This is a genomic window from Thermoanaerobacterium sp. R66, assembly GCF_028895185.1.
GTDB lineage: Bacteria > Bacillota > Thermoanaerobacteria > Thermoanaerobacterales > Thermoanaerobacteraceae > Thermoanaerobacterium.
Map to the genome: position 1 here is coordinate 377,247 of NZ_JAEUWW010000001.1, position 23,653 is coordinate 400,899.

A 23,653-nucleotide genomic window follows, 5' to 3' on the forward strand; every position below is an offset into this window, starting at 1 on the left:
GTTATTAAATTTCTATATGTAAAGGAGTGTATCTGCATGCCTATAATTAATTCAATAACAAAGGAAAAATTAAGTGACAACTTGAAAAATACTTTAAAGACAGAGTTTGCATCTATGATGATGGATGTAGCCGGTAAAAGCGAAAATTGGCTTATGGTGAGATTTGCAGAAGGTGACGACATATACTTTCACGGAGAACCTTTAGATAAGGGTGCAATCGTTGAGATACAGTTAATAGGAAAGCTTACAAGAGAACAAAAGGAGAAGATTTCAGCCAGAATCTGCGATATTTTTGAAAGTAATTTAAAATATCCTAAGGACAATGTGTACATAGTTATTCAAGAATTTGCCGGTGAAAATTGGGGATACAATGGCAGTACATTTTAAAGGTGAAAAATTATGTCTGATAAAATAAATTTTAATGTCATAAAACCTATTGATGAGGCAAGATACCTTACTGCTGATAATGCATCAAGGTATCGCCTCATCATGCGATATTTTTACCAAAATTATGAGCGGCTTAGATACTGGCTAACTAAAGAGGATGTGTATAATTATGTAAAAGGTTTTGATTTGTTCTACGACTATACATTGGATAAGTGTGAGCAGGATTTAAAGTCGCTGACTGAGTGGAAAAACTTGATAGCTGAGCAGGATACTGGAAGAGCTCAATCTGCAGAAGAATTTAAAAATAAAAAATTTAGATACATGCTTAGCGAGTATTCGATAGAAATAGAAAGGATGACAATTAATCTAGAAAAAATAAAAGGCTATGGTGGTTCTTTAGAGCCATCTTTATTCCAAAGATTGTATGAAAACTTAAAGAAAATTGATGATATATCTAAAAGCGATGACTTAGAAGTTGTATACAGATGGTGGAAAGATTTTACTTCAGATTTTGAAAATATTTATCATAACGCCATAGACTACATTGCCAGCTTGCAAAGTTCAAATGCAGATGAACTCATGAAAACTGACGCTTTCTTGATATACAAAGACAAGCTTACTGAGTATTTAAGAGGATATATAAAGGATTTGCAGAGGTTTTCTCAAGTTATCGTATCGCTTTTAAATAAGATTGATAAAAAGTCGTTAGATGGTATTGTAGAAAAATTGCTTATTTATGAGGAGAACATACCGAGGTTGGATAAAGATTTTGATATAAACGACATTAAAGAAAATATATTGAGCAAGTGGGACAACATAGTATTTTGGTTTAGAGGAAATGGCGATGAAGATAGTGAAGCGTACAGGCTTCTTGAAATATCAAATGAGATAATAAGAAAGATCACGATGTATGCGGCCAGAATCTCTGAAAACAGGTTAAAGACTGCCAGCAGGAAAAGTGAGTATATAAAGCTTTCTAAGATATTTGCAAACACTGATGATATAACTTATGCACATAAGCTTTCATCAGTTGTTTTTGGAGTTTTTCACACGAGACATTTGTACGGCGATTTTGACAAAGGGACTGAAAGCATAAATGAAAGCGTGTGGGATGACGTACCGTGTAAATTCTCTATAAGGCCTAAGACCAGAAGCTATACACAATCCACAAAGACAAATGCTATAATAGATAGGGCAGAAGAAAAAGAGATGTGCTTAAAGCAGTACCTTGAAGAAAGACACAGTGAGATTGAGGAAATATCAAAGTATATTATTGACGGAAAGATAGTTTTAAAAGAGTTACCAATAATTAAGCCTTTTATAAGGACAACCCTTTTAAATTGGATAAGCAAATCCTTAAGTCAGCCTAAAAATATAGCAAAGTCAGAAGATGGAAGGACATACAAAGTCAACATTTCAAGGAACAAGACGATAGTTCTAAAATGTACAGATGGGATTCTTGAAATGCCTGATGTAACGATTGAGTTTTTAAATTGATACGGTGGTGTTTTTAGTTGGAAGAACTTAAAGTCCTTTTAGAAAACTTTTGGGTTACAAAAGAAGATACAGAAATGTTTAATAGAATACGTGACAATGAGAAAAAATTAAGATCATTTGTAGAGGATAAGTTAGGATATCGTCTTATTGTGAATCCGATTATTATAAAGTTGGAGAAAATACCTGGTGATGCTGAGGAGTGGATGGGAATTGAAGAATTTCAGAGCCCGATGGATTATGCGTTTCTATGTCTTCTCCTTGCATTTTTAGAGGACATGGGCATAGGTGATCAATTTATACTTTCAAATATAACGGAGTATATCGAGATGCAGTACGAAGGCATGGAAAGTGTTGACTGGACCTTATTTAAGCATAGAAAATCCCTCGTGAGGGTACTCAATTTTGCAGAAAAGCTGAAAATGATAAAAGTGGATGATGGAGAGCATGAAAGATTTGCCGATAGTCGTGATGTAGAGGTTTTATATGAAAATACGGGGCTTTCAAGGTACTTTATGAGAATTATGAGCAGCGAAATAAATGAAGAGATGACGTTGGAAGATTTTATGAAAGACGACAGGTATGAGGACAACAAAGTCCTTGAGAGAAGGCATAGAGTTTACAGAAAACTGCTTCTATCTCCAGCCGTCTACTATGAGGGAACCGACGATCAAGATTTTATCTATATAAAAAACTACAGAAATACATTAGAAAAAGATTTTGACGATTATCTCGATGCAAAATTGCACATTCACAAAACGTCTGCATACATAATTTTTGATGAGAATAAATATGCTTCATCTTACTTTCCAGACAATAAAAATATATCTGATATAGTGCTTCAAATAGCCTATGTCTTAAGAGATATGATAGATTCTGGCAGTTTAAATGTAGGAATAGATGATTGTATTGAAATTACAGAGGGACAATTTATGAGCATCGTATCAGATGTAAAGAGTAGGTTTAAAAGCGGATGGAGCAAGATTTACACTGATATGAGTGATGAAAAATTATTTGATGAAATTACAGAGTTTATGAAAAGCTGGAAAATGGCGATATACAATGAGGATACACACTCATATACTTTGATGCCGATCTTAGGAAAGTTTATTGGTGAATATCGAAATGATTTTAAAGGAGCAATTCAAAATGAATGATAGATGGGTAATTAGCAGAGCTGGTCTTCTTAATTTTTGGTACTATGATGATGAAGTGTTTGAATTTTCTGGAGGGAGGCTTCTTCTAAGAGGTTCCAATGGTTCAGGAAAATCTGTAACTATGCAGAGCTTCATACCTCTTCTTTTAGATGGCAATAAAAGCCCTGAAAGACTGGATTCATTTGGCTCAAGAGCCAGAAGGCTTGAGGATTATCTTTTAGGTGAAGAAGATGTAAATGGAATTGACGAGAGAACTGGCTATCTTTATATGGAATTTAAGAGGGAAAATAAAGATAATTATATCTCTATAGGCATAGGCCTTAAAGCAAAAAGACATCAAAGTATGGATTTTTGGGGATTTATCATTAAAGATGGACGGCGTATAGGCATTGACATATTGCTTTACAAGTTAGAGACAGGAATAGATGGGAAAAGAGTCAAAATACCTCTATCCAAAAAAGAGCTTAAAAATTGCATTGGAAGTGGCGGAGAAGTAGTTGACACACAAAGAGAATACATGGAATTAGTAAATAAAAATATATTTGGCTTTTCAAGCATTGATGACTATGATGAACTTATAAAGCTTTTAATACAGCTTAGGAGTCCAAAGCTTTCCAATGATTTAAGGCCAAGCCGTATTTACGACATATTGAATGCGTCTCTTTCAACTTTGACAGATGACGATTTAAGACCTATGTCTGAAACGATAGAAAACATGGATCAAATAAAGCTGCATTTGGATTCGCTGAATAAAAACATGAAATCTTTAAAGAAGCTTAAAAATGAATACGATAGGTACAATAGATTTATGCTTTATTACAAAGCAGAAAAGCTTCTGACGCAGAAAAATGAGCTTTCCAAAGTGCAAAAACAAAGCGATGAATTGTTGCAAAGTATTGAAAAAAATAATCAAGATGTTTTCTATGGTGAAAATAGGATATCAGAACTTGAAAGCGAGCTCCAAGCTTTGAAAAATAAAGAAATTCAACTAAGAAAAAATGATGCTTTTAATACACAAAGAGAGCTTGTTGAAGAAGAAAATATTTTGAAACAATATAGAAAAGACAAGGATTTAAAAGAGGTTCAGCTTAAAAAGAAACAAGAGAGATATTTCCAAATAGAAGAAGAACTAAAGGAGCTTTACGGTAGAGAATATAGTATTGATGAAAGAATAAGAGAAAATCTTTTAGATATGGCTTCTATATCTGAAGAAGTCAATTTTGATGAGCACAGCTTTTCAGAAGAAGAATTAAAAAAGTCTTATGGTAAAGATTTTGACTTTGACTTTTGGAACAATTCACTAAAAGAGTATACAGGAAAAGTGAGAAAGGCATTAGATGCTATCAATGAGGAGGCAGATGCAAACAAAAAATACAATGAAGCATTGTTGGAAGAAGATAGATTGAGAAAGGCAAATGAGCATTTAAAGCGAAAAATCAATGAAATTGAGATTTTGTTTGATGAAGAAAAGAACAGGTTTATTGATAAAATTTACGATTGGTCAGATACGAATAAATTTTTGAAGCTTAATAGAGAAAAAATCGAAGAACTTTCCAGAATAGTGCTATCATACGGGAAAACAAGTACTTATGAAGATCTTATTTCATTTGTAAGGAAGCCATACGAGGATATCAGAGAGAAGTTTCAGATGGACTTGATTAAAGTTAAAAATGAATTGGACTTAAAAAATTCTAAGCTGGATGAAAAAGAAGAGGAATTAAGAAAATGGAAAGAGACGGAGGATCCTGAGCCAGAGCGCAGTGAACAAGTTTTAGAAAACAGAAAAAGACTGGATAAAGCGGGAATTGCATATGTACCACTTTATAAAGCGATTGATTTTAAAAATGATATTGATGATGATACAAAGGGAAATATTGAATCAGCTCTTATAGACATGGGAATCTTGGATGCACTTATTGTGTCAAGAAGCGATTTAGACAGAGCAATGAAAATGGATAAGGACATGGCAGATAAGTATATCGTTCCGGGGACTTTTAACATGAAGCTTAATGTATTGCAGTATTTTAATGTTGTCGATTCAAATAGCGGTGTCGGATTAGACGAAATTTCAGATGCTTTAAGCAATGTATTTATCTATGAGGAAGAGAATGCAACATATATAAATGATGATGGCACGTATGGAATAGGAGTTTTAAAGGGAAAAGCTGCAGGGAATGTAAAGTCAAGGTATATAGGTTTTGAGTCGAGACGGCGTTTTAAAGATGAGATGATATCATCCATAGCTAAGGAAATAAGCATCATAAAGGATGAGATAAGAGAATTAAATGATAGACAATTGTTAATAAAATCTCAGCTAAGTGATTTAGACGTAGAATATAAAAATTTCCCAGGAAAAGATGATTTGGAAGAAGCGTTAAAGGAATTGAAAGAAGCCCAATCTAATCAAAAGTTTACTGAAAATAGATTAAACGACGCAATAATTGCTGCTAAGAAGCTTTTTGATGTGCTTCAAGAAAAGAAAGCAATTGTTAGAAAGTTGACGTCGGGAATTGGCATTCATGCAGACGCCAAATCTTACGAAAGTGCTTTAGAACAGTTAGATGAGTACAAAAATCTCCTGCAGAAATTACAGATAAACTACAATAGCTATATTACTGTCTTAAGAAGTGTAGAGACTAGAAAAATGCAGAAACAAGATATCGAGTATGACATTGATAATTACAATTTTGAGATTGATGTATTAGATACGAAGATAAAAAACAGCATAGAAAAGATCAATGTATTAAAAGAAACCATTGAAAAACTTGGTATAGAGGACCTTCAAAAGGAGCTTTCACAGTGCATAAAAAGGATTGAAGATATACCAAAGGAAATAAATGATTTAACTGCTAAAACTGCTGCGCTTAAAGAGAGAGTAGTCCTACAAGAAAAAGAGTATGAAAGATTGAGAGAGGAAATAAGGAAAAACCATGACATTTTGAACATATACCATAAAGGGTTAAAAGATGAGATAATATTTGGATTCGTTGATGAGATTAAAGATATAGACGACGTTTATAAAGCAGCTAAGACTATTCAATCACAGTACAAAGAAATGTTTGCAAAGTTTGATAAAGATAGTGTCACAGAAAAGATTAGAAATGCGTTTTATGTCTGTATAAATGAGCTTGTGGAATTTGGGCTTTCGTTAGATGTGGTTGAAAATGGACAAAGTGATTTGGATATTAATGATTATCAAGAAATATATAAAGATTTAAGAAGATATCAAATAACAGCGAAAGTAAATGACAAAAAGATATCCCTTTATGGACTTTATAACATGATAGATGAAGATATAAAGATAAACGAAAACCTTATGAAAGAAAAAGATAGGCAGCTTTTTGAGGACATAATCATGCACAATGTAGGGCGCAAAATAAGAAGCAGAATCTTTAAGGCAGAAGAATGGGTAAAAAAGATGAATGAGTTAATGTCACAGCGAGATACTTCAAGCGGTCTTAAGTTTCAATTGGAATGGAAGCCAAAAGCTGCTACAAACGAGCAAGAACTTAATACAAGGGAGCTTGTGGAGCTTTTAAAGCTTGACGCAGATATGATGAAAGAAGAAGATTTTAATTTAGTAGTAAATCATTTTAGATCAAAGGTTGAAAGTGCAAAGAAAATATATGAAGAAAACAGCAGCACTGATACATTCCACCAGATTATGAAAAGTATTCTCGACTATAGAGATTGGTTTGAGTTTAAGTTATATTTCAAAAAAGAAGGGGAAAATCGCAAAGAACTTACAAACAATGCCTTTTACAAGTTCAGCGGTGGAGAGAAAGCCATGGCTATGTATATACCTCTTTTCTCAGCCGTGTACTCCATGTATCAATCAGCGTCATCACAAGCTCCAAAGATTATATCGCTTGATGAAGCTTTTGCAGGGGTGGATGATAACAATATAAGAGATATGTTTAAGCTTATAGAAGACTTGGGATTGAATTTCATCATGAACTCTCAAGTACTGTGGGGCGATTACGATACAGTGCCAGAGCTATCTATATACGAGCTTATAAGACCTAAAAATGCAAGTTATGTGTCGCTGGTAAGATATAAATGGGATGGAAAGGTTAGGCATTTAGTTACTGGAATTGAAAAAAGTGTTAAAACAGCAGATGATTTTTCATACGATGAGGTTGCATTTACAAAAGTAGGTGAGTAGATGAAAGCCGATGATATAGCATTTTTTAGAAAAAACAAAGGGTATGAAAGGATATTTAAAGCTATTAGGGATAAATATAAAAGCATAGGAAGAATAGGCGGTGTAATTAAACTTGATGATTTGACAAATTCTGAGAAAGTAGTATTGTCTAACCATTTTAAGAAGGACTTTAGCAAACGAAAATCGATAAGTATTGATGTAAATAAATTTGCAGAGACATTTTTAAATACGAGATTTGAAAAATACAGTTTGATTGATATATTAGAATCGTATTTTGATGAAAAGATGACCAGTAAAAAAGAGGACATGTATCAGTATGAAAATGAAAAAGAAAAGTTCTTCAACAGGTTTTTATCCGAGTATGAAGGGACAAAGTGCTGGCAATGGTTGAAATCTGTTTATGAAAATAAAGCTGTAGGAGTAAGAACGATAAACCAAAGATATGACAATGATCGCATGTTGCTTAAAAGAGATATAAAATACGTATGTGATGCACTGAATAAACTTCCAGTTTATGAAGGACAGAAATTAAGGTTACCAGTATTTTCATCGTACATCACTAGAGATCCACATAGATTCGATGTAAATACTGACTGTGGTAAAATGTTCATAAATTCACTGGCTACGATTTTCGGAGTCAATGATATAAAAAATTCGGAAGAGATTGCTGAGCTTTTATATAGGGCTGGCATAGTGATTGACGAGATATCGAATTTCGTGACGCTTAAAGGACTTTTGGCTTATAGTGTAGACGAGTGTAACAAGGTATTTAAAGCTGCGTATGAGTGCAATGAAGTTTTGCAAGTACCGCTTTACAATTTGAGCGCGCTGGATATGGTCGAGAGCCCATCAAAAAAGGTATTTGTATTAGAAAATCCAGGTGTTTTTTTGTCCGTATGCGATTTTATTAAGAAACCTATTCCGCTTGTATGCGCATATGGCCAACCTAGATTATCTCTGCTTGTCCTCTTAGATATGCTGTATAAAAATGGCACAGACATATATTATTCAGGTGATTTTGACCCTGAAGGTATACAAATAGCCCAAAGACTTTTTAAAAGATATCCTGACAGATTTCATTTTTGGAGGTATGATGTTGAGGACTACATAAAAGCCTTGTCAGATAAGACATTGACGGAATCAAGGCTTAAAATGCTAGATAAAATCGATACGGCTCAATTAAAGCCTTTGACTGACAAGATGAAGATATTGAAAAAAACTGGTTATCAAGAGCTTATTCTCGATGATATCATTGAAGATGTATTGTCAATAATATAAGAAATATTTAAAACGCAATTGTTAATTTGACAGAATTTTATTGATGCGGCTTGTGAATGTAATAATTTAGTATATAATATATTATGAAACGCTAATTTTAAAGGAGGGAGTTTTATGGCTCTAAATCAAAATATGTTCAGGATGTACGATATACGCGGTGTATGGAATGATGACCTTACCGAAGAAACAGCAGAGCTTATTGGTAAAGCCTTCGGTACATATATTCAAAATGAAAAAGGCATAAAAGATGTGATTGTAGGCAGAGACAACAGGATATCATCAAAGCCTATAAGAAATGCAGTAGTAAATGGACTTACATCTACAGGCTGCAATGTGTTGGATATCGGTGTTCTGTCGACGCCTGCTTTTTACTATTCCCGAATACTATACAATTACGATGCAGGGCTTATGATAACGGCAAGCCACAATCCACCGCAGTTTAACGGATTTAAAGTTGCATTTGGACCATCAACTATATATGGTGATGAGCTTAAGAAGCTCTATCATATTGCGGAAAAAGGCGATTTCAAGACGGGGATAGGTTCTTTGAAATACGCATATCCTATACAAAGCTACATAAAGATGATTCAGGATAAGGTAAAACTTGGCGATAAAAAGCTTAAAGTTGTTGTAGACTGTGGAAACGGTACATGTTCAAACATATATCCTGATATCATATACGGGCTGGGGTGCGAAGTATACCCACTGTACTGCGAATCAGATCCAACATTTCCAAACCATTTTCCTGATCCAGTGAACGCAGACAATCTGAAAGACTTGATAAGTGAGGTTAAAAGACTTGGCGCAGACGTTGGCATAGCTTTTGACGGTGACGGAGATAGAATTGGCGTCGTTGACGAAAAAGGCAATATAATATGGGGCGATATGCTGATGGTGCTTTACTGGAGAGAAATAATGAAAAAGCACCCTGGCGCAGATGCTATTGTTGAAGTTAAATGTTCAAAGGCATTGCCTGAAGAAATAAAGAAACTTGGTGGAAATCCGATCTTTTATAAAACTGGTCACAGCCTTATAAAGGCAAAGATGAAAGAAATCAATGCTGTCTTTACAGGTGAGATGTCAGGCCACATGTTCTTTGCTGATGAGTATTATGGTTATGATGACGCGGCGTATGCTGCAGCAAGGCTTTTAAGAATACTTTCTAATACGGATAAGACATTGTCAGAGCTTCTTTCTGATGTGCCAAAATATCCGTCAACGCCTGAATTGAGATTGCACTGCGATGATGATAAGAAATTTGACGTTGTAAAGGGTGTGACGGAACATTTTAGAGAAAAAGGGTACGATTTAATAGACATTGACGGTGCAAGAGTCATGTTTAATGGCGGATGGGGGCTTGTTAGAGCATCTAATACAGGCCCTGAATTGATTGTAAGGTGTGAAGCTGATACTGAGAAAAGGCTTGAAGAGATAAAAGATGAGCTTGCAGGTGTGCTAAAAGAATACGGTGTTGAGCTTAAATAGAAATGTACGAAGGGACTGTGAAAAATATCACGTCCCTTTTGTGTTGGAAAAATTTTATGATTTTTTTTGTTGTAAACGGTCACTAAAGAAGGATTTTTAATGTCTCATGTCGAATACATCTTAAAAACACATCAAAAGGAGGCAGCATATGTGGAAGATGATGAAAAATGGTATGTCATATATACTAGAACGGGAGATGAACTGAAAGTAAAAAGGTTGATTGAATTGCTATTTTGTAAATTGAAAAGAAAATCTATTAGAGTGTTGATACCTAAAAGGGCAATAATTGAAAGAAAAGGCAAGAACCGTGTAGAGAAAATAAAGTTTTTATTTCCAGGTTACGTATTTATAAAGACGTGCATGAGCCACGAACTTTACAATGATATTAAAAGATTACCTCGCTTTTTAAAATTTTTAAAAGATGGGATTGAGCCTGCTGAGGTAAGAGAAGAAGAAATAAATATCATACTGGCACTTATAGGAGACTCCGATATAGTCGGATTTTCGACAGGCATAAAAGTAGGCGGAAAGGTAAAAATCATCGATGGACCGCTTAAAGGATTTGAAGGTCTTATCGAAAAAATCGACAAACGGAAAGGAAGGGTAAAAGTTAGGCTAAATGTATCTGGAAATGTCAACCTGGTTGATTTAGGCATCCGAATTGTGGAAAATTTAGATAAAAACGAAGATAAGCTATCAGAAGTTTCGTGATGTGATGGAGGAATACGCATGAAAATAAGAAAAGCTATAATACCTGCGGCAGGACTTGGGACAAGGTTTTTGCCTGCAACAAAAGCACAGCCAAAGGAAATGCTGCCAATAGTAGACAAGCCTACGATTCAGTATATAGTTGAAGAAGCTGTAAACTCAGGCATAGAGGATATACTTATAATAACAGGAAGAAATAAAAGAGCGATAGAGGACCATTTCGACAAATCGATAGAATTGGAATTGGAGCTTAAGAAGAAAGGCAAAGAAAATCTTTTAAGCCTCGTTGAAGACATAACAAATATGGTTGACATACATTATATAAGGCAGAAAGAGCCAAAGGGATTAGGCCATGCTATTTACTGTGCCAGAGCATTTGTAGGAGATGAGCCATTTGCAGTTTTATTAGGTGATGACATAGTTGATGCAGAAGTACCCGTATTAAAACAGATGATAGAACAATACGAAAGGTACAACTGCTCTATAATAGGCGTACAAGAAGTGCCAAAGAGTGAAGTAGACAAATACGGCATAGTAGATGCCAATATGATTGACGATAGGCTGTATAGAGTAAACAACCTTATAGAGAAGCCAAGAATAGATGAAGCGCCATCAAACATGGCGATATTAGGAAGGTACATAATATCGCCAAGGATATTTGAAATATTGAAAGATGTAAAGCCTGGAGCAGGTGGAGAGATACAGCTTACTGATGCGCTTAAAGTGTTATTGGAGTATGAAGCCATATATGCATATAATTTTGAAGGGAAAAGGTACGACGTAGGAGACAAGATGGGGTACTTGAAAGCGACGGTAGAGTACGCCTTAAAGAGAGATGATTTGAAAGATGAATTTAGAAAATACTTGAAAGAAATTGCAGCTATTGCCGAAGAGGTAGCTACATACAGTGAAAAATAAATAACAATATAGGAGGAATAAGATGGAAGAAGAAATTTCTTTGAGAGAATTATTGGAGATTATATGGAAATGGCGAAAGACTATGGCTTTGATAACTATTGTATCTGTATTGATAGCTGGTTTATTGAGCTTTTTTGTGATAAAACCAACTTATGAAGCAACTACGACTTTAAGTGTGTCAGATATAACGCCACAGACAGGATTTTTTGGTTCAAATACAACAGTTGTTTTGCCTAATCAAAATAGCAGTGATGGGTCAATGATACAAAGCGATACGGCGGATAAAGATTTATCGTATTTATTATCGTCTATTTTAAAGTATCAAGATATGACAGTAAATACATATAAAGAAGAGGTCACGAATCCACAAGTATTGTTAAACACGATTAAACAATTAAAGCTTGACCCTAAAAGATACACGCTTGATAATTTCAAAAATGAAATTGACGTGCAAACAATTGATAACACTAATTTAATAACAATTACTGTAAAAGAGAAAGATCCCAAATTAGCGGCTAAAATAGCTGATGCTATTGCAGCAAATTTTAAATCTTACATAGTATCAAGAAACAATAGGCAGACAGATAAACTTATAGCCACGATAGAGAACCTCATAAATCTTCAAAATTCAAAGATCGAAGCGGCCACAAATGAATTAAACAGTATAAATCCAGCAAACAAGACTGAATATGAACAAAATCAAACTAAATTGAATCTTTTAAAGAATACAAGAGATATAATGATGGAAAAGTACAACATGCTTCAACTTGTAAAAGCATCTAACTTAGGTGAGCAAGGCATAATGGTTACATCAAAAGCCATCGTTCCTGATAAACCTGTATCGCCGAAGAAATCATTAAATATAGCAATTGCCTTTATATTAGGTCTTATGGTAAGTGTGTTTGTGGTATTTTTTGCAGAATATTGGAAAAGTACCAGTGCCAAAGTTGAAAAAAAATAATAGAGTTAAACAATAAAAATCCCGCTTTGTTAAGATGGGATTTTTATTGTTATTGAAAGATTTTATAGAGAGTTTCATAATATTAAAAGTGATTATAAATAAAAATCGTTTAGGAGAATATATATATTAATGAAAAATCATTTAGGAGGCGCAATCTTGAAGAATAAAGGATTGTCGGTATTTTCAATTGCTGCAACATATATAGGTACTGTGGTGGGGGCTGGATTTGCGTCTGGACAGGAAGTACTGCAATTCTTTGGATACCACGGTGTTAAAGGATTCGTGGGTCTTTTTGCCGCAGCCATTATGTTTATCGTATATGGGTATTTTATTTTATTATTGGGCAATAGGCTTAATGCTTCTTCACATTATGAGGTTATTATGGATGTTGGAGGCCCTTTTTTTGGCAAAATAATGGATTATATAATCATATTTTTTTTATTTGGAGCTTTTACGGCAATGCTGGCAGGTACGGCAGCGATTTTTAAAGAACAGTTTGGGCTACCATCTCAGTTTGGAGCTGTTTTGATGGCTGTGATATCTGTTATGACAGTGTTGACAGGAATAGCAGGTGTTATTTCTGCTATTTCTTTTGTGGTGCCGATTTTATTGCTGGGAGTATTTTTGATAAGTGCATTAGCTCTTTTTTATACACCAGATATTTTTGTGTTAAGTCGTATATCAATGCCATTTGATGCAGCAGTTAAAAATTTTTTTATATCAGGGGTTATCTACGCTTCATATAATTTATTGATGTCTGTAGCGATATTAGCACCTCTTGGGAATCAAACAACGAATAAATCGGATTTAAAATTAGGTGCTTTATTTGGAGGTTTAGGCTTGTGGGCCGGTGCTACGATGATCTTGGTGGCCATTCTTTTGAACATGCCTAAAGTTTCAAATTATCAAATACCTATGCTTTATATCGCCGGAAAGTTTTCAACGTTGCTAAAGCTAATATACAGTTTTATTTTGATTGCAGAAATTTATACGACTGCTGTTGGAAATCTTTATGGTTTTGTGGCGAGATTGACCGATGTTAAAAGCACATTGTATAAGGTCTGCACAATAATAACAGGTGGCGTAGGACTTATATTAAGCGGGTTTGGATTTTCAAAATTAGTGCACTACATGTATCCGATTGCAGGTTATGCTGGAATTGTGATGCTGATTGGGATAACGCATGGTTTGATTAAGAAAAAATGATGTAAATGAGCTATTTTGCTAATGTTTTTTGCTTGTGTTTCGAAATATATATTGGATAAATAGTGTTGCTGCAGACTTTATAGACAGGAGTGAAAACATGAACTCTTTTTTGTACGATGCAAAGACAAAATGCCCAGTTTGTGGCAGAGAATTTACTTATACTAAAGTTAGAATGTCTCATTTAAGAGTTGTGGAAATCAGAAAGGATCTGTATACAAAATATGAAGGAATAGAGCCTTTTTTTTATGATCCTATTGTATGTCCCAATTGCGGTTATGCTGCATTAAACGAATCTTTTAACAATATTAATGAAGAAAGTAGAAAGGAGGTTCTCTCAAGAATCACTACAAATTGGACGAAAAGAAAGTTTTCTGGTGAAAGGACTCCTAAAAAAGCTTTAGAATCGTATCTTTTGTCTTTATATTGTTCAGAGATAAAAAACGATAAAGATATAATATTTGCTAAGACATGCTTGAGGATAAGTTGGATATACGACATATTAGGAGATACTGCAAATAAAATAAAGTTCTTAAAGATTTCATTAGACAAATATGAGAAAGCATATGAAGGAAATGATTCATTTGAAGGCGAGATACAGCTTATATATTTGATAGGTGAGTTAAACAAGATATTAGGCAATAGAGATGAAGCTCTAAAATGGTTTAACAAGGTAATAAATCATCCATTGAGAAGCAATTATTCTATGATAGTTGATTTTGCAAGAGATGAATGGCAAAGCCTAAAAATATGAGGTCATGTTTTTACATGTGACCTCATATTTTTATATGAGGAGAAATGTACAAAGGGGGATACAAATGTTTCAGACAAAAAAACCAGAAAATAGTACAATTTACTTCTTTAATAATGAATTTATCAAAAATGGGTTAAGCGAACAAGAAGCACGTAAGAGATTATTGAAATACGGTCCTAATGTTCTTGATGAAGGTAGAAAATTGACTGCTTTCGATATTTTTTTAGATCAATTTAAAGATTTTATTGTGATGGTTTTGTTAGTTGCAACGTTGATTTCTGCTCTAATGGGAGAAATAGCCGATGCTGTGACGATTACGGTTATTATAATCCTTAACGCAATTCTTGGTTTTGTGCAAGAATACAGGACCGAACAGTCGCTGGATGCTCTGAAAAAACTTTCTGCACCATCTTCAAAGGTTTTAAGGGATGGTGCTGTAAAAGAAATACCTTCAGAAGAGATAACAGTCGATGATGTAATATTGCTTGAAGCAGGCGACAAAGTTCCAGCAGATGCTATCGTATTTGAAGCTTATAACTTAAGGCTTGATGAATCTATTTTAACAGGTGAGTCTATTCCTGTAACAAAAGAACCTGTCGAAATAGGAAACAGGAAGGTGGCGCCAAAAAATAGCTTTATATACATGGGTACTGTAGTCACAAGCGGACGCTGCAAAGCTTTAGTTGTTGATGTAGGTATGAGGACTGAAATGGGAAAAATTGCAGGGATGATTAAGGATATTGACGACAGTATGACGCCACTTCAAAGAAGGCTTGATAAATTAGGGAAGATCCTTGTAACAGGTTCTTTATTAATTTGTGCTCTTGTGGTAGTTATGGGAATCATTAGAGGCGAGTCTATCTATTACATGTTTTTGTCTGGAGTCAGTCTTGCAGTAGCTGCCATACCTGAAGGTCTTCCTGCTGTTGTTACAGTGTCCCTTGCAATAGGAGTTCAAAGAATGTTAAAGCGAAATGCGATTGTCAGGAAACTGCCGGCTGTAGAGACCCTTGGATGTACAAATGTCATCTGCACTGATAAAACAGGCACTTTGACGGAAAACAAAATGACAGTTAAAAAGATTTTTGTAAATGATGGTGTTGTAGAAATTGAAGGAAAGTCAAACAACGTTAAATTTACAATAAATAGTATAAAAGTAGAGCCTATTTACGATCCCGCATTAAAAAGGCTACTAGAAATAGGATATATGTGTAATAATGCAGATGTAAAAATAGAAAAGATCAAAGTAAGAAATGAAGTTGTAGAAGATGTTAAATACGTTGGTGATCCTACAGAAGCTGCCATCATGTATGCTTCAGTTTTAGGAGGCGTATCTAAAGAATACGTAGAAAAAAAGATGAAACGAATTGAAGAAATTCCATTTGATTCAGACAGAAAAAGGATGAGCGTCGTAGTTGAGGAAAATGGCTTGATGTATGCATTTACGAAGGGTGCCCCAGATGTTGTAGTCGAACTATGCACTAAGGTTTTAAGGGATGGAAGGGAGGTTCCACTCAGCTCTTTTGAAAAAAAGAAAATACTTGAGGCGAATGAAAAGTTCAGTAAGGATGCTCTTAGGGTGTTGGCATTTGCCTATAGGAGGCTTCCTAAAGGAGTTAGATACAGTGATCCATCAGTTATTGAGAGGGATTTGGTCTTTGTCGGATTAGAAGGAATGATAGATCCACCAAGAAAAGAAGCATACGATGCTGTATTAAAATGTAAATTGGCAGGCATTAAACCTATAATGATAACAGGGGATCATAAGTTAACTGCTGCAGCTATTGCAGATGAATTAAATATACACTCAAAAACTGATAACATCATGACAGGAGAGGAGATAGATAGATTAGATGATAAGAAACTTAATGAAGCGGTAGAGAATACGACGGTTTACGCGAGAGTTTCTCCAAAACATAAATTGAGGATTGTAAGAGCTTTAAAAAGCAGGGGATATGTTGTAGCCATGACTGGCGATGGTGTAAATGATGCACCTGCCATTAAAGAGGCTGATATTGGCATTTCTATGGGGAAAAGCGGTACAGATGTAGCGAAAGAGGCATCTTCTATGATTTTGACTGATGACAATTTTGCTACCATTGTAGCGGCAATTGAAGAAGGGAGGATTATATACGACAACATAAGAAAATTTATAAGATATTTATTGTCATGCAACATTGGAGAAGTAATAACGATGTTTTTAGCTGCTTTGTCATCTTTAGAGCTTCCGCTTGTTCCTATACAAATTTTGATGGTAAATCTTGTGACAGACGGGCTACCCGCATTAGCGTTGGGGCTTGATCCTGCTGATAAAGACATAATGAATTTAAAACCGAGAAAGGCAGATGAAAGCATCTTTGCAAACGGCCTTGGAATAAGAATAGGCATCGTTGGAACTTTAATGGCTGTTTGCACCTTGTCATCGTACATATTTGCATTGACTTACGGCACATTGGACAGAGCAAGAACGATTGCGTTTTCGACTTTAGTCATGGTAGAGCTTATACATTCGTTTGAATGTAGATCAGAGAGGCATTTGATATTTGAGTTAGGCTTATTTACTAACAAATATTTAGTAGTTGCAGTTACTGCATCATTCTTGCTTTTTCTCTCAACTATATACATACCATTTTTAAGCGCTGTTTTTAGGACTGTACCTTTGACTTGGTTTGATTGGTTGGTAGTAGTATTTTTTTCATCTATAGAATTTGTCTTTAATAATCTGTATACTGCCTTTGTACTTCCTAAAAAAGAGGCGAAGTAAGTTACTTCGCCTCTTTTAAAACTTTCAAAGAATATCTAAGTTCTAAGTAGTTTACAAGTTTTTTTACTACGTCTTTCTTATCGTCATTTATGAAATTCCATTTATGCCTGTAGTCTGCAATGATGGATTTTGATATTGTGCTTTGATTTAATTCATCTCTTTCAATGTCTTTGTATATAAAAAGCCTTGAAACCCTTCCAGCACCTTTTGACAATGTCTCCGGATTTATTCCGTAATCGACGACATCAGCTTGCACTAAAGCATACCAATTGTAGTCGTCTATCTTTCCATATATGATTCCATACTTGTTGGTTTTGCTGTATACTTTGATCATTGAATACTCCTCCAATAGAATTTTTCTTCTATTAGAGTTTATTTACTTGTCCTAAATTTTATTCGCGTATTCTGGAAACCATAAAAGTATTTCTCTTTTTGCACTTTCTAAGCTGTCAGAGCCGTGCACTATATTGAATGTCGTATTTGTGCAAAAATCCCCTCGTATTGTACCTGGTTGAGCATCTTCAATTTTTGTAGGACCGTTTAAGAGCCTTACTATTTTAACAGCATTATCACCTTCTAAGACCATGGCGAAGACAGGTCCAGACATCATATATTGAATTAAGTCAGCATAAAATGGTTTGTCTTTGTGCTCCTCATAATGCTTTTGAAGGAGTTCCAAAGAAGGCCATATAACTTTTGCAGCCACAAGATTAAGTCCTTTGCTTTCGTACCTTTTTAATATCTCGCCTATGAGCCCGCGCTTTACACCGTCTGGCTTTACCATAGCAAATGTCTTTTCCATTTACATTCCATCCTTTTCTAAATTATTCTTTTTATTAATTTTATCCCTAACAAGGGATGTTAATGCACAGATTATGGAAAATATTCCTGCTACTATATATGCGTCTCTCAATCCAAATAAAAACGCACTGCTATTGTTTATTTTTATTGATTCATAAAACATCTGCCTGTTGGTAAATATTGCACTTCCCATTGCTATACCGAGAACCATTCCTGCATTTCTCATTGTGGCTAAGAAGGCAGATGCGATGCCGAGTCTATTTCTTGATACACTGCCCATTATAGAGCTGTTGTTAGGCGTTTGGAAGATTCCGTTGCCAACGCCGAAAATACCTAATCTTAACATTATTGATGCCATCGATGAATGTAATGTCAGCGTTGACATAGAGAAAAGTGCAATGGCTGTAATCAAAGCGCCAATAGTAGATAAAATTTGTGCTCCATATCTATCAGATAAAATGCCACTTAATGGTGCGACAACAAGCATTATAAGAGGAAAAGACGTCATTATGATACCGGATAAGTCTGTAGAATATCCGATTTTCTGTAAGAGAAAAGGTGTCAAGAATGTCATGGTGTTTTGCGCCATAAAATTTATTAGTGTACTTAAGTTTCCAAATGTAAATAACCTTATTTTAAATAGGCTTAAGTCCAACATTGGAAACTCTACTTTGTATTCTATTATTATAAATGCTATAAAAAATGTTATAAATGTTAATAGAGATATAATGCTTAGAATAGACGTCCAGCCCCAAGTGCCGCCTTCAGATATAAATAGGAGAAGTGCGGTAAGAAAGATAAATGCCGATAATGCGCCAAATGGGTCAAATTTCTCTGGCACTCCTTTATTATCTGGAACTACTATTTGAGCCCATATAAAGCCGATTATGCCTATTGGTATGTTTATATAAAATATTGATCTCCAGCCTAAGTATGTAAGCAAGAAACCGCCTAATGTGGGTCCTATCGAAAGCCCTATAGATACGGCCATTGCATTAAAGCCTAATGCTTTTCCTCTTTCGCTGGGAGGGAATGTAGCAGTTATTATAGCTGGAGCCATTGACATAAGCATACCGGCACCTACAGCTTGAAAAGCTCTTACAATGATAAGCATGTAAATATTGTTTGACATACTTAATATGGCGGAAGTGACGGAAAAAGTTATTAAACCGTACTGATACAGCTTTTTATAACCTACCATGTCTCCAAGCCTGCCAAATGTCAGCATTAGACTTGAAAGCATTAATAAGTATGTCATGGAAATCCAACTGGTTGTGGTAATATCTGTGTGAAATATTTTTGCCAGTTGTGGCATTGCTATGTTTGTTACACTGCCGTCTATAGGTCCCATTACGGTACCTATAAGCACAGCAGATAAGATTATCCATTTATTAGTGCGAAGTTTTTCCATATACGCCGTTTCCTTTCTTGCGGTTTTTATAGTGGTTTTGACATAAAAAATTATAACACAGTTTTTACACAAAAACGAAATGAAGTGTGACTTTCAGAATCATGGTCATGTATTGCTTTTTTTGTCAAATATGTCTATAATTTAACTTGTATATTTTAGCTTAGGATGTGTGCAGATGGTAGATGTAAAGAGGCTATTAATCGTTTGCTTTTTCACAATGATAATAAATTTGATCGATACATTATCGTATTCTATAAGGCCATCAGGTGTAAGGACCAGAAAGCTGGCAGTTTCATTATCATTGTTCAATATAATGGCTGTAATTTCAAGGTTGTCAAACATGATTCAAGGACCATTTTTAGGAAGTCTCGTTGATATATCCATAAAATACAAGATGGTTTCAGCTTTAAGCATTGATATGAGATTTGTATTGTTGTCGGCCACATTAGGTGCTGTCATAGGCGCACCGTTAATGCCTACGTTTGTTTCAGTGTTTTCGTCTGCCATAAACGGAATGGAGAAAGCTGGATCTGTGCCGAAACTTGTACTCATGTCTTTAAAGTGGAGCAGCATAAAGAAAATAAGGGCTAAGATAGTTTTACCCAAGTTTAGCATGTTAAAAGGCATTAAAGAGACGAAAATACCTAAGAGCTTTCTGGTTTACAATGTGATAATAACTTCTATATACACAACAGGCATTATATCGTCATTGTATGCGGGCGCATTGCTGCCAGAATTTAGAACTACAGCAAGTCTGCTTTCTGGGATAGTCAATGGCTTTGCTACAATCCTTTTGACAGTCATTGTCGATCCTGTTGCAGCACTTATTACAGATCAAGCACTGGCTGGGAAAAGGACACAGCAAGATGTAAATACAATGGTGATATTATTAGTATTCGGAAAAATAATAGGTACGCTATTGGCGCAAATAGTCTTTGTACCGGCATCTCATTTGATTCTCTTTGTCACAAAATTAATTGTTTAATGAAAATTTAACACAGAAGGAACGAAAATAGTGTATAATATATTAAAAGGATTCTTATGCGAATCAAAGGAGATGGATAGCCTTGAATTTTGTAAATCCGACAAAAGGTGTTTTGGATATTGATAAGATGTTTAATGATATTGTGGAGTTTATAAAAAGCGATAAAAATTCTAAGTACAAGCTTATGATAGGGACTGATTCACAACCTGGCAAAGTCATATGCTTTGTTTCTGCAGTAATCATATATCGCGAAGGAAAAGGTGCCAGGTATTACTACAGGAAGTTTCAACATAAAAAAATTCCATCTCTAAGGCAAAGGATTTTTATGGAGGCTAATTACAGCATAGAGCTTGCAAATATATTGTCATCAAAATTTGAAAAAATGGGTAAGAAAGATTTTAATATAGAGATACATCTTGATGTTGGCGAGAACGGCATGACAAAAGACATTATAAAAGAAGTAGTTGGTATGGTTACTGGCTGTGGCTTTGATGCACAGGTAAAACCTGATTCATACGGAGCAAGCAAAGTAGCTGATAAACATACAAAGTCAATGTAAATCGCGTTTGATGAAAACCTCTTTTGAGGTTTTTATTTTTTTGCGGTGCATTACATGTTAAATTTTGAAAAATTATTTTTTTAACTATTGCAATATTGGCAGCAAGTGGTATAATTAAGTTAAGGAAATAAAATATTAATTGATAATAATTATTATTTACGGGGTGATATCATGGATAAAGTCGTTAAAATAAAAAATGATGTTTACTGGGTGGGAGTTTTAGATCCTGAGCTTGAGTATTTTGATATAGTATGGAGAACACCATGGGGAACATCTTACAATTCATATCTTGTAAAAGGAAAAGAAAAAATCGCATTGATTGAAACGGTAAAAGAGCCATTTTACGATGAGTACGTCGATAAGATAAAAAGCCTTGTAAATTTAAAAGACATTGATTATATCATTGTAGACCATACAGAACCTGATCATTCTGGTGCATTGCCGAAACTTCTCAAAGAGGCGGTAAACGCGGAAGTCATTGGTAGCAGGACGGCTATAACTTTTTTGAAAGGACAGATAAACCGCGATTTTAAGTTTAGAATAGTAAATGATGGTGACTCTATTGATTTAGGCGGTAAGACATTAAAATTCATCATGGCACCGTTTCTTCATTGGCCTGACACAATGTTTACTTATCTGGAGGAAGAAAGAATTTTATTTACATGCGATGCTTTTGGCTGCCATTATACACCTAAACATCTTTTTAACGATCTTGAAGATGATTTTAAAGAAGCTTACAAGCTTTATTTTGATTCCATCATAAGCCCATTTAAGCCAAAGGTTTTGGAGGCATTGGAAAAAATTAAGGATATTCCTCTTGATGTAATAGCAGTAGGACATGGACCTGTGCTGAGGGAAAATATCGATAAGTATTTGCAGGATTATGAGAAGTGGAGCAAAGAAGATGTAGCTCAAAAAAAGAAAGTGCTTATATACTATGTTTCTGCATACGGAAACACGAGAAAAATGGCTGAGGAGATTGGCAATGGCATAAAAGATTCTGGTGTCATAGATGTTGAAATATACAACGCAAAAGCTGTTGATTTAGATGATGTTAGAGATAAGCTTGAAAAAGCAGATGGACTTTTGTTTGGTTCTCCTACAATTACTGGTGATGCTGTTGAACCTATATGGAATGTCATAGATAGAATAAATCCAATAAAGAATAAAAATAAGCCTGCTGCAGTTTTCGGTTCTTATGGATGGAGTGGCGAGGCAATACCATTGATGGAAGAAAGGCTAAAAGGTCTTAAACTTAATTTGGTTGAACCGGGTCTTAAAGTTAATTTTATTCCAAGCGATGACGATATTGAAAGGTGCAGAGATTTTGGAAGAATATTTGCTTCATCGCTTGTATAACATAAAAGTGTTATATGCATCACGCATATAACACGGAGCTAAACTTTTTACATAGAAAGGACTGATGATGATGAAGTTCGTAATCATTGGAAACGGAATTGCTGCACTTCAAGCTGCTGAAAATATCAGAAAGAACAATGGTGAATCAAAGATTACGATGATCTCAAGGGAAAAATACAACACGTATTACAGGGTGAAATTGTCACATTTACTTGGCCAACAATTTGATTTGGGAAAATTATATGTAAAGCCTGATCAATGGTATGAAGATAACAATATAGACGTTTTGCTTAAGAGAAATGTGCTATCGGTAGATACAGATAAAAAAATTGTGAAGTTGGATGACGGCAGCATTTTAACATATGATGTTCTCATAGTCGCATCTGGAAGTCATAGTTTTGTTCCACCAGTTAAAGGAAACGATAAAAAAGGTGTTTACGCAGTGAGAAGCCTTGACGATGTGGAAAAATTAAACGAGTATATAAATGGCAAAAAACGAGGTGTAGTAGTGGGAGGTGGATTGTTAGGACTTGAAGCGGCCTGGTCATTAAGGCAAACTGGTTACGACATGACAGTTATAGAATTTTTTCCAAGGCTGCTACCTAAACAGTCTGACGAAGAAGGATCGAGGATTATTGAAAAGATCATTGAGAATAGCGGTATAAATCTTGTATTAGGTGCAGAAGTAGAGGAGATAATTGGTGATCCAGTTGACGGTGTTATGCTTAAAAATGGAATTAAAATTGATGCCGATTTTGTGATATTTTCAGCAGGCGTAAGGCCAAACTTGGATGCAATTAAGGATTCAGGCATTAAAATCAATAAAGGAATTGTAGTTGATGATTTTATGAAGACAAATGTTGACGATGTATATGCAGCAGGTGATGTCGCTGAGCACAACGGCAAAATATATGGCCTCTGGACTGTCGCTTTGGCTCAAGGAAGGACGGCAGGCTTAAACGCTGTTGGTATTAAGACGGTATACAAAGAAGTACCTCCGTCAAGCACTTTGAAGGTAACTGGTGTGGATGTTTTTTCATCGGGAGATATTTTTGATGAAGCTGCTGTATCCTACAGATATAAAGATGGAAATACTTATTATAAATTGTTTGTTAAAGAAAATAAATTAATAGGAGCAATTCTCATAGGCGATATAAGCTATTCTACAAAAGTAAAGAAAGCTATTGATTCTGGGCTTGATTTAAAAGAATTTTTAATTTCATCAAAAGATGCCAAGGAGATATTAGAAAAAATATAATACTTG

General features: G+C 34.9%; 19 protein-coding genes. 16 read left to right on the forward strand and 3 right to left on the reverse strand.

The genetic code is table 11. From position 1 onward, the window contains the following. The first annotated feature begins 36 nt into the window (after positions 1–36). The 12 genes from JJQ93_RS01670 (at position 37) to JJQ93_RS01725 (ending at position 17,274) form a co-directional block, all read left to right on the forward strand. Positions 37–387 carry a phenylpyruvate tautomerase MIF-related protein gene (locus tag JJQ93_RS01670; RefSeq protein WP_274892540.1) on the forward strand — a complete coding sequence of 117 codons (351 nt, stop codon included), beginning with the start codon at positions 37–39 and terminating at the stop codon, positions 385–387. A 12-nt stretch (positions 388–399) separates the two neighbouring features. Next, the gene (locus tag JJQ93_RS01675; protein WP_274892541.1) at positions 400–1,884 is read left to right on the forward strand and encodes a TIGR02677 family protein; all 1,485 of its coding nucleotides are present in this window, start codon (positions 400–402) and stop codon (positions 1,882–1,884) included. 17 nt (positions 1,885–1,901) lie between these two features. Continuing rightward, positions 1,902–3,038, forward strand: a complete 1,137-nt coding sequence (locus tag JJQ93_RS01680; protein WP_274892542.1) for a TIGR02678 family protein — start codon at positions 1,902–1,904, stop codon at positions 3,036–3,038. Continuing rightward, positions 3,031–7,203, forward strand: coding sequence for a TIGR02680 family protein (locus JJQ93_RS01685; protein WP_274892543.1), 4,173 nt, complete (start codon positions 3,031–3,033; stop codon positions 7,201–7,203). Before JJQ93_RS01680 ends, JJQ93_RS01685 begins: the two co-directional genes overlap by 8 nt. Beyond that, a complete protein-coding gene (locus JJQ93_RS01690) occupies positions 7,204–8,481 on the forward strand; it encodes a TIGR02679 family protein (protein ID WP_274892544.1) in 1,278 nt (425 codons plus the stop codon). 114 nt (positions 8,482–8,595) lie between these two features. After that, positions 8,596–9,966, forward strand: coding sequence for a phosphomannomutase/phosphoglucomutase (locus tag JJQ93_RS01695; protein ID WP_085112994.1), 1,371 nt, complete (start codon positions 8,596–8,598; stop codon positions 9,964–9,966). A gap of 99 nt (positions 9,967–10,065) precedes the next feature. After that, positions 10,066–10,677 (forward strand): antiterminator LoaP, encoded by a 612-nt coding sequence (gene loaP / locus JJQ93_RS01700; protein WP_240495856.1) that lies wholly within the window; start codon positions 10,066–10,068, stop codon positions 10,675–10,677. An 18-nt stretch (positions 10,678–10,695) separates the two neighbouring features. Next, positions 10,696–11,592 (forward strand): UTP--glucose-1-phosphate uridylyltransferase GalU, encoded by an 897-nt coding sequence (gene galU, locus JJQ93_RS01705; RefSeq protein ID WP_274892545.1) that lies wholly within the window; start codon positions 10,696–10,698, stop codon positions 11,590–11,592. A 22-nt stretch (positions 11,593–11,614) separates the two neighbouring features. Continuing rightward, on the forward strand, positions 11,615–12,553 hold the full coding sequence (locus tag JJQ93_RS01710) for a YveK family protein (protein WP_274892546.1): 939 nt from the start codon (positions 11,615–11,617) through the stop codon (positions 12,551–12,553). Between the two features lie 156 nt (positions 12,554–12,709). Continuing rightward, a complete protein-coding gene (locus JJQ93_RS01715) occupies positions 12,710–13,759 on the forward strand; it encodes a YkvI family membrane protein (protein ID WP_274892547.1) in 1,050 nt (349 codons plus the stop codon). A 97-nt stretch (positions 13,760–13,856) separates the two neighbouring features. Next, complete coding sequence (locus JJQ93_RS01720; RefSeq protein WP_274894029.1) at positions 13,857–14,510, forward strand: DUF2225 domain-containing protein; 654 nt, start codon at positions 13,857–13,859, stop codon at positions 14,508–14,510. A gap of 64 nt (positions 14,511–14,574) precedes the next feature. After that, a complete protein-coding gene (locus JJQ93_RS01725; RefSeq protein ID WP_274892548.1) occupies positions 14,575–17,274 on the forward strand; it encodes a calcium-translocating P-type ATPase, SERCA-type in 2,700 nt (899 codons plus the stop codon). A gap of 1 nt (position 17,275) precedes the next feature. Here JJQ93_RS01725 and JJQ93_RS01730 read toward each other — a convergent pair whose 3' ends face one another. From JJQ93_RS01730 to JJQ93_RS01740, 3 genes are read right to left on the reverse strand one after another with little or no spacing between them, the layout of a single operon-like run. After that, entirely contained in the window at positions 17,276–17,608 is a 333-nt protein-coding gene (locus JJQ93_RS01730; protein ID WP_085112988.1) for a hypothetical protein, read from the reverse strand. 51 nt (positions 17,609–17,659) lie between these two features. Then, complete coding sequence (gene ndk, locus JJQ93_RS01735; protein ID WP_085112987.1) at positions 17,660–18,076, reverse strand: nucleoside-diphosphate kinase; 417 nt, start codon at positions 18,074–18,076, stop codon at positions 17,660–17,662. After that, the gene (locus tag JJQ93_RS01740; RefSeq protein ID WP_274892549.1) at positions 18,077–19,486 is read right to left on the reverse strand and encodes an MFS transporter; all 1,410 of its coding nucleotides are present in this window, start codon (positions 19,484–19,486) and stop codon (positions 18,077–18,079) included. Between the two features lie 175 nt (positions 19,487–19,661). Here JJQ93_RS01740 and JJQ93_RS01745 point away from each other — a divergent pair, with 175 nt between their 5' ends. The 4 genes from JJQ93_RS01745 (at position 19,662) to JJQ93_RS01760 (ending at position 23,647) form a co-directional block, all read left to right on the forward strand. Beyond that, on the forward strand, positions 19,662–20,471 hold the full coding sequence (locus tag JJQ93_RS01745) for a lipid II flippase Amj family protein (RefSeq protein ID WP_274892550.1): 810 nt from the start codon (positions 19,662–19,664) through the stop codon (positions 20,469–20,471). 82 nt (positions 20,472–20,553) lie between these two features. Next, positions 20,554–21,030, forward strand: coding sequence for a ribonuclease H-like YkuK family protein (locus JJQ93_RS01750; RefSeq protein ID WP_038069401.1), 477 nt, complete (start codon positions 20,554–20,556; stop codon positions 21,028–21,030). A gap of 171 nt (positions 21,031–21,201) precedes the next feature. Then, on the forward strand, positions 21,202–22,389 hold the full coding sequence (locus JJQ93_RS01755; RefSeq protein ID WP_274892551.1) for an FprA family A-type flavoprotein: 1,188 nt from the start codon (positions 21,202–21,204) through the stop codon (positions 22,387–22,389). 67 nt (positions 22,390–22,456) lie between these two features. Next, positions 22,457–23,647 (forward strand): NAD(P)/FAD-dependent oxidoreductase, encoded by a 1,191-nt coding sequence (locus JJQ93_RS01760; protein ID WP_274892552.1) that lies wholly within the window; start codon positions 22,457–22,459, stop codon positions 23,645–23,647. Positions 23,648–23,653 lie beyond the last annotated feature (6 nt).